Origin of the sequence: Streptomyces axinellae (genome assembly GCF_039532135.1) — a bacterium.
Classification (GTDB): domain Bacteria; phylum Actinomycetota; class Actinomycetes; order Streptomycetales; family Streptomycetaceae; genus Streptomyces; species Streptomyces axinellae.
In genome coordinates this window covers 156850-163291 of the sequence record NZ_BAAARJ010000020.1, presented here as the reverse complement: position 1 = coordinate 163291, position 6442 = coordinate 156850, and the positions used below count along the sequence as shown (strand labels likewise).

Here is a 6442-nt window from a genome sequence, read left to right as displayed (position 1 = left end):
CGGAGACGGGCTGCGGCGGCGGGGCGGCCGGCTGCGGGGGAGGGGCGGCGGCCGGCGGTGGTGTGGCCGGGCCGGCGGGGGCGGCCGGGAGGTCGTTGCCGCCTGGGCCGGCGGGGCGCTCGGCCCAGGCGCGCCCGGCACCGTACGGGGTGCCGTTCGGGGTGCCGTACGAGCTGTCGCACGCACTGCCGTCCGTGCCCTCGTCCGTGCCCTGCTTCCGGTGGGGAAGCCCCATGTCCATGCGCTGCCTCTGCTCCCTGACGCCCCGACGCACCGGCCCGGCGAGGCCGACGCCCTCCTGTCCCAATCTAGCGGCCGCTCATCGGAGTTGGACCACGGCCGCGGGCCCGGCCCGGCCCGCCGTGACCGCACCTGTCCCCATACGTGCCGGGCTACGCCCCGGGGCCCGGGTGGCACCTATGTCCGTGGCGGACAACACGCGCGCCACACTTCTCCGGAGCGGTGCATGTGTCGGCCCCGGAGGTGCCCCTAGCCTGCGAAGTGCCAGTCCCCCGTTCCTCCCGAGGAGTGCGCTATGACCGCAATGACGGAACTGCCCGGAGGCCCCGCTCTCCCCCAGGAGCGGCGTGTCGTCACCGCCGTCCCCGGGCCCAAGTCGCAGGAGCTGATGGCCCGCAAGCAGGCCGCGGTCGCCAACGGCATCGGCACGGTGATGCCCGTCTTCGCGCGGCGCGCGGGCGGCGGTGTGCTGGAGGACGTGGACGGCAACTCGTTCATCGACTTCGGCTCCGGCATCGCTGTGACCTCGGTCGGCAACAGCGCGGAGGCCGTGGTCCGCCGGGCGACCGAGCAGCTGGGCGACTTCACGCACACCTGCATGATGGTCACGCCTTACGAGCCGTACGTCGAGGTCTGCGAGGAGCTGGCCAAGGTCACCCCCGGTGACCACGCGAAGAAGAGCGTGCTGTTCAACTCCGGTGCGGAGGCCGTCGAGAACGCCGTCAAGATCGCCCGGGCGCACACCGGCCGCCAGGCGATCGTCGTCTTCGACCACGGTTACCACGGCCGCACCAATCTGACGATGGCGCTGACCTCGAAGAACATGCCGTACAAGCACAGCTTCGGCCCGTTCGCGCCCGAGGTCTACCGGGTGCCGGTCGCCTACCCCTACCGGTGGCTGACCGGGCCCGAGAACTGTGCCGAGGAGGCGGCGGCCCAGGCCATCGACCAGATCACCAAGCAGATCGGCCCGGACAACGTCGCGGCCATCCTGATCGAACCGGTGCTCGGCGAGGGCGGGTTCATCGTCCCGGCCAAGGGCTTCCTGCCGCGTCTGGCGCAGTTCGCGCGGGACAACGGCATCGTCTTCGTCGCGGACGAGATCCAGTCCGGCTTCTGCCGCACCGGCCAGTGGTTCGCGTGCGAGGACGAGGGCATCGTCCCCGACCTGATCACCACGGCGAAGGGCATCGCGGGCGGCCTCCCGCTCGCCGCCGTCACCGGCCGGGCCGACATCATGGACGCCGCGCACAGCGGCGGCCTCGGCGGCACTTACGGGGGCAACCCGGTGGCCTGCGCCGCCGCGCTCGGCGCGATCGAGACGATGCGCGAGCAGGACCTGGCCGGCAAGGCACGGCGTATCGAGGAAGTCATGAAGCCGCGCCTGGAGAAGCTGGCGGCCCAGTCCGACGTCATCGGCGAGGTGCGCGGACGCGGCGCCATGCTCGCCCTCGAACTGGTCCGACCCGGCGGCAAGGAGCCCAACCCGGAGGCCACCGCCGCGCTCGCCAAGGCGTGCCACCAGCAGGGCCTGCTGGTGCTGACGACCGGCACCTACAGCAACGTCGTCCGCTTCCTGCCGCCCCTGGTGATCAGCGAGGAGCTGCTCAACGAGGGCCTGGACGTGCTGGAGGAGGCGCTCTCCGGTCTGTGAGCGAGAGCGCGGGTGAGCGCGGTGGGCGGGTGAGCGCGGTGGCGAGCGGCGCGAGGGCGGCCCGGAAAAGGTGCGGGTGTTCGGTCACCCGCACCTCGCGCGGAGGAGTTGTGGCGGACGATGCGGGCGGGAGCGGTACCGGTGAAGAATCTGTGCGGGGGCGATGTCAGCAGCGCGGACCGGCTGTCCGGCGACGTCGTCCTGCCGTACGGTTTCCGCAGATGCCGGGATGTACGGGGGGATCTCCCCGGACTTCCGGTCCGAGCCCGTCACTCCCCTGGACAGGCCCGGTCGTGCCCTCGCGCACGCTCCACGGTGATCGGCTGACCGCGTGTCCCACACCCCCCGGGATCCGCGGGAACCCGATCGCCCCGGCCGCCCTGGAACTGTCCCCCCTGTTCCCGGGCGGCCGACCGCGTCCGCGCGGCTCCCCCGATTCCCCGGCCCGGCCGCCGCGCTGCTGTGCGCCGTCGCCTTCGCGCTGTTCACCTGGCAGGTGCTCGCGAACGGGCCGCTGCGCCGCTGGGACGAGACGGCGGGGGAGGTGCTGCGGGCAGCGTCACCTGCTCAGGGGGTGACGGAATTCCTCGCCGACCTCGGCAATCTCCCCGTCGCCCTCCCCGTGCCGGCCGTGGCCATGGCGCTGGTGCTGTGGCGCAGCCGTGGCCGCGACTGGTGGCCGGTGGTGTGCTACGCCTCGGCCCTGGGCGTGATGGCTCCGCTCGTCTCCGGTCTGAAGGCGGGGGTGGACAGGACGGGGCCGCTGGGCGGCGGCGGCTTCTTCCCCTCGGGCCACGCTGCGACCACGGCCCTCGCCTTCGGGGCCGCGGCCCTGCTGCTCACCGGCGTGCTCCGCGATCTCACGGCACGCGCCGTACCCGCCGCAGGCCCTGAACTCGCCGAACTCGCCATGTGGTCCGTCGCCGTGCTCGTGACCGCGGGCAACGGACTCGGGCTCGTGTGGCGCGGGTATCACTGGCCGCTGGATGTGGCGGCGAGCTGGTGTCTGGGTGCGGTGCTGCTGGCGGCGGCCACCGCAGCCGCCAGGCACGGTCTTCCGGCCTCGGGCCGGGGCCGGGACCTCAGTCGTTGATCCCCCTCGCACGGCCGTCCTCGTGCGCCGCGATCCGTGCGGCGGCCTCGTGCAGAGCCATTTCCACCACCACCGGGTCGTTGAGCGTGCCCCGGCCGTCCGGCGGAACGAGCCAGCGGGTGCCTCCCGTCGCCCGCCCCGGATACGGCACCACGACCCAGGTGCCGTGCCCGGCACAGCGCACCCCGGTACCCAGCCAGCGAGAGGCCGTGCCCGGCGGTACGAAGAAGCCGATGCGGGAGTCGCCGAAGTCCGCGAGCACGGGCCCTGGCTGGTCGAGGCAGCCGGTGAGCACGTCCAGCGCGGGGTGACCGAGCGCGGAGCCGACGATCAGAACGTCCCACAGCCGCCCGGCGGGCAGCAGCGTGACACCCAGCGAACTGCGCTCCCACTCCCATTGGCAGGCCACCGGATCCGCAGCGGCCGATGCCAACCACGCCACAGCACCTTCGGGCCCCGCCGTGCCACTCATGCCCTCCGCCTTTCCTCGTGATTGCGTACGCCGTCACGAGGGAGAGCGGGCCGGTGCGGAATCCTTACAGCACTTCGGCGGTATTTCCGCCGGGCTGCCTTCCGCCGACCTGTTTCCCGCCGGCCCGGCTCCCGAGGGGCGCCACGCTCCCGGGGATCGTCGGGACCGACACCTTCGCGTCGTACGAGTCCCCGTCGTCCCGTGAGGGGCCGCTTCCCGGGCCGGGGCCGGGACCACCGCCGCCGGGCTCGTCGGAGCCGGTCGCCAGAAGAACCACCAGTAGCGCGCTGACGACGACGGAGCCGACCAGCCCGACGATCCCCAGCACGAAGCCGGCCGTCGCCTGGCCACGCCCGCCCAGCTGCCCGGCGCGCACGCCCCGGCGCGCGCTGATGCCGAGGAAGAGCGCCACGGTGGAGGTGAGCACGCTGAGAAAGCTGCCCCAGCAGGTGACGATCAGCACCACGCTGACGATGCCCACCACCATGGCGGAGACGGATTTGCCCACGGGCGGCGGCGGTCCCTGCCAGCCGTACCCATGGGACGCGTACGCCCCCGCGCCATAGGCGGCCTGGCCGGGGGCACCGGGGTGCCCGGGCGGGGTCCCATAGGGGCCTGCCGCCGGCCCCGCCCCCGGCACCGCTCCGGGCCCGGATCCCGCCTCGGGGACGGACGGCCCGTGGCCATGACCGAACCCGTACGGTCCGCCGTATCCGGGCTGCCCCGGGTACGGCTGCGCGGGCCCGTCCGGGGCGAGGGGGATCGGCGGCGGCTGCTCCGGGCCGGCTCCACCGGGGCTGCCCGCCTGGCCGTTCGGGGACGGTCCGGCCGCCCAGGAACCCTGCACGTGCCCGCGTCCCGGTATCTGCCCTTGTCCCCGCTGCTGGTCGTCCTGCCGCCCCGGTCCCCCGGAGGGCGGCGGGTGCCCCGCCCCGTCGTCCATCCTGTCCCCTCTCCCGCTCGCAGCTGCCCACCGCGCGCTGGTCGTCCCATGCTATTCGCCAGCTCAGACACCGCCCCGGGCCATCCGACCTACGATGAACCGGTCCCCAAGGAGCCGGAGGCACCACTTGTCCGATTCAACCGACCTGAGCGCCTTCATCGCCGGGCTGCCCAAGGCCGAGCTGCACGTCCACCACGTCGGCTCTGCCTCCCCCCGGATCGTCGCCGAACTCGCCGCACGGCATCCGGGCGCCGGGGTTCCGGACGACCCCGAGGCGCTCGCCGAGTACTTCACTTTCACGGACTTCGCGCACTTCATCCAGATCTACCTCTCGGTCGTCGATCTCATCCGCGACGCGGAGGATGTGCGGCTGCTCACCTACGAGATCGCCCGCGACATGGCGCGCCAGTCGATCCGCTACGCCGAGCTGACCGTCACCCCGTACTCCTCGGTGAGCCGCGGCATTCCCGACGGCGCGTTCCTGGAGGCGATCGAGGACGCCCGGGTCTCCGCCGAGCGGGAGCTGGGAGTGGTGCTGCGCTGGGCCTTCGACATCCCGGGCGAGGCCGGGCCGGCCGCGGCCGAGGAGACCACCAGGATCGCCACTCGGATGGCACCCGACGGGCTGGTCTCCTTCGGGCTGGGCGGGCCCGAGATCGGCGTGCCGCGCCCGCAGTTCAAGCCCTACTTCGACCGCGCGCTGGCCACCGGTCTGCACAGCGTGCCGCACGCGGGCGAGACCACGGGGCCGGGCACGATCTGGGACGCGCTGACCTCGCTGCGGGCCGAGCGCATCGGCCACGGCACCAGCGCCACCCAGGATCCGCGGCTGCTGGAGCACCTGGCGGAGCGGGCCATTCCACTGGAGGTCTGCCCCACCTCCAACATCGCGACCCGCGCCGTGGAGACCCTGGAGAGCCATCCGATCGTGGAAATGGCCAAAGCGGGTGTCCTGATCACTGTCAACAGCGACGACCCGCCGATGTTCGGCACCGACCTGAACACCGAATACGCCATCGCCGCACGGCTGTTGGGCCTGGACGCACCGGGAGTCGCCGCGCTGGCCAGGAACGCCGTCAAGGTCTCCTTCCTGGACGAGCCGGGCAAGGCACGGCTGCACGAGGAGATCGACGCCCACCTCGCCGCCTGGCAGCGGCAGGCGTGAGCGCTATGACGGCGCGTGGCGACGGCACACCCGACGGGCTCCGCACACGAGCGGACACCGATCCGCTGACGGGGGGCGCCGGGCGGCCGGCGGCGGTCGCCCACCGGGGGGCGCCCTTCACCGCGCGCGAGAACACCCTGACGTCCTTCCGCGCGGCCATCGCGCAGGGCGCCGACGCGGTGGAGCTGGATGTCCGTCTGACGCGGGACGGGGTGCCCGTCGTGCTGCACGACAGGACGCTGCGACGGCTGTGGGGGCACGATGCCGCCGTCACCGCCTTGACCGGTGAGCGGCTGGGCTCCCTGATCCCGGGCATCCCCTCGCTCGCCGCCGCGCTGGCGGAAACCGGCGCGGTCCGCACGATGATCGACCTGCCCGATCCGGCAGCGGTACGCGCCACCGTCGGCACCGTCCGGGAAGCCGGGGCCACGGGGCGCGTGTACTACTGCGGCGGCCCGGAGGCCATGCGCCGGGTGCGGGCCGCGGACCCGTCGGCCGAACTGGCGCTCAGCTGGGACCGCGCGGCTCCGGTACGGGCCACCTTGCTGGACGAGCTGCGCCCGCGCTGGCTCAACTACGGCTTCGGGCTGCTCACTCCCGAACTGGTGGCACGCGCGCACGCGGACGGCCGACTGGTCTCCGCGTGGACGGCGGACCGGCTGCGTACCATGCGCAGGCTGACAGCGATGGGCGTCGACTCGATCACCACGAACCACATCGCGCGGCTGGTCGGAGAGCTGAACCGGAGGGACGGAACGGCCCTGCGGGGCCGGTGAGTTGGCAGGGCCCGGTGAGCCGGCCGGGGCCGCTGGGCCCTGCCGCACACCTTCGGGGGCCTGTCGGTGCACGGCTGTTACACGATTCGGCTTACGCCG

At 73.4% G+C, this 6442-nt stretch carries 6 protein-coding genes and 1 pseudogene; 4 read left to right on the top strand and 3 right to left on the bottom strand.

Annotated features, from left to right (window positions below; translation table 11 throughout):
• Nucleotides 1-241, bottom strand: a pseudogene (locus ABD339_RS27080) (RDD family protein); the annotation flags it as partial.
• 303 nt (nucleotides 242-544) lie between these two features.
• Here ABD339_RS27080 and gabT point away from each other — a divergent pair.
• Nucleotides 545-1894, top strand: a complete 1350-nt coding sequence (gabT, locus tag ABD339_RS27075; RefSeq protein ID WP_344569580.1) for a 4-aminobutyrate--2-oxoglutarate transaminase — start codon at nucleotides 545-547, stop codon at nucleotides 1892-1894.
• A gap of 331 nt (nucleotides 1895-2225) precedes the next feature.
• Entirely contained in the window at nucleotides 2226-2987 is a 762-nt protein-coding gene (locus ABD339_RS27070) for a phosphatase PAP2 family protein (RefSeq protein ID WP_344569544.1), read from the top strand.
• Here ABD339_RS27070 and ABD339_RS27065 read toward each other — a convergent pair.
• Both ABD339_RS27065 and ABD339_RS27060 read right to left on the bottom strand, forming a co-directional pair.
• Nucleotides 2977-3459: a hypothetical protein gene (locus tag ABD339_RS27065; RefSeq protein ID WP_344569543.1), complete on the bottom strand. Its 483-nt coding sequence runs from the start codon at nucleotides 3457-3459 to the stop codon at nucleotides 2977-2979. The two genes, ABD339_RS27070 and ABD339_RS27065, sit on opposite strands and share 11 nt — an antisense overlap.
• Before the next feature lie 64 nt (nucleotides 3460-3523).
• Complete coding sequence (locus ABD339_RS27060; RefSeq protein ID WP_344569542.1) at nucleotides 3524-4402, bottom strand: DUF4190 domain-containing protein; 879 nt, start codon at nucleotides 4400-4402, stop codon at nucleotides 3524-3526.
• Nucleotides 4403-4496: 94 nt separating this feature from the next.
• Between ABD339_RS27060 and ABD339_RS27055 the strand changes: the two genes are divergently transcribed.
• On the top strand, nucleotides 4497-5567 hold the full coding sequence (locus tag ABD339_RS27055) for an adenosine deaminase (protein ID WP_425576105.1): 1071 nt from the start codon (nucleotides 4497-4499) through the stop codon (nucleotides 5565-5567).
• Between the two features lie 5 nt (nucleotides 5568-5572).
• Nucleotides 5573-6343 carry a glycerophosphodiester phosphodiesterase gene (locus tag ABD339_RS27050; protein WP_344569538.1) on the top strand — a complete coding sequence of 257 codons (771 nt, stop codon included), beginning with the start codon at nucleotides 5573-5575 and terminating at the stop codon, nucleotides 6341-6343.
• Nucleotides 6344-6442: the final 99 nt, after the last annotated feature.

What these genes read in the sequence shown, in the direction of transcription:
- gabT (WP_344569580.1), top strand. Translation starts at nt 545, where the DNA reads ATGACGGAACTGCCCGGAGGCCCCGCTCTCCCCCAGGAGCGGCGTGTC.
- ABD339_RS27065 (WP_344569543.1), bottom strand. Translation starts at nt 3,459, where the DNA reads ATGAGTGGCACGGCGGGGCCCGAAGGTGCTGTGGCGTGGTTGGCATCG.
- ABD339_RS27060 (WP_344569542.1), bottom strand. Translation starts at nt 4,402, where the DNA reads ATGGACGACGGGGCGGGGCACCCGCCGCCCTCCGGGGGACCGGGGCGG.
- ABD339_RS27055 (WP_425576105.1), top strand. Translation starts at nt 4,497, where the DNA reads ATGAACCGGTCCCCAAGGAGCCGGAGGCACCACTTGTCCGATTCAACC.
- ABD339_RS27050 (WP_344569538.1), top strand. Translation starts at nt 5,573, where the DNA reads ATGACGGCGCGTGGCGACGGCACACCCGACGGGCTCCGCACACGAGCG.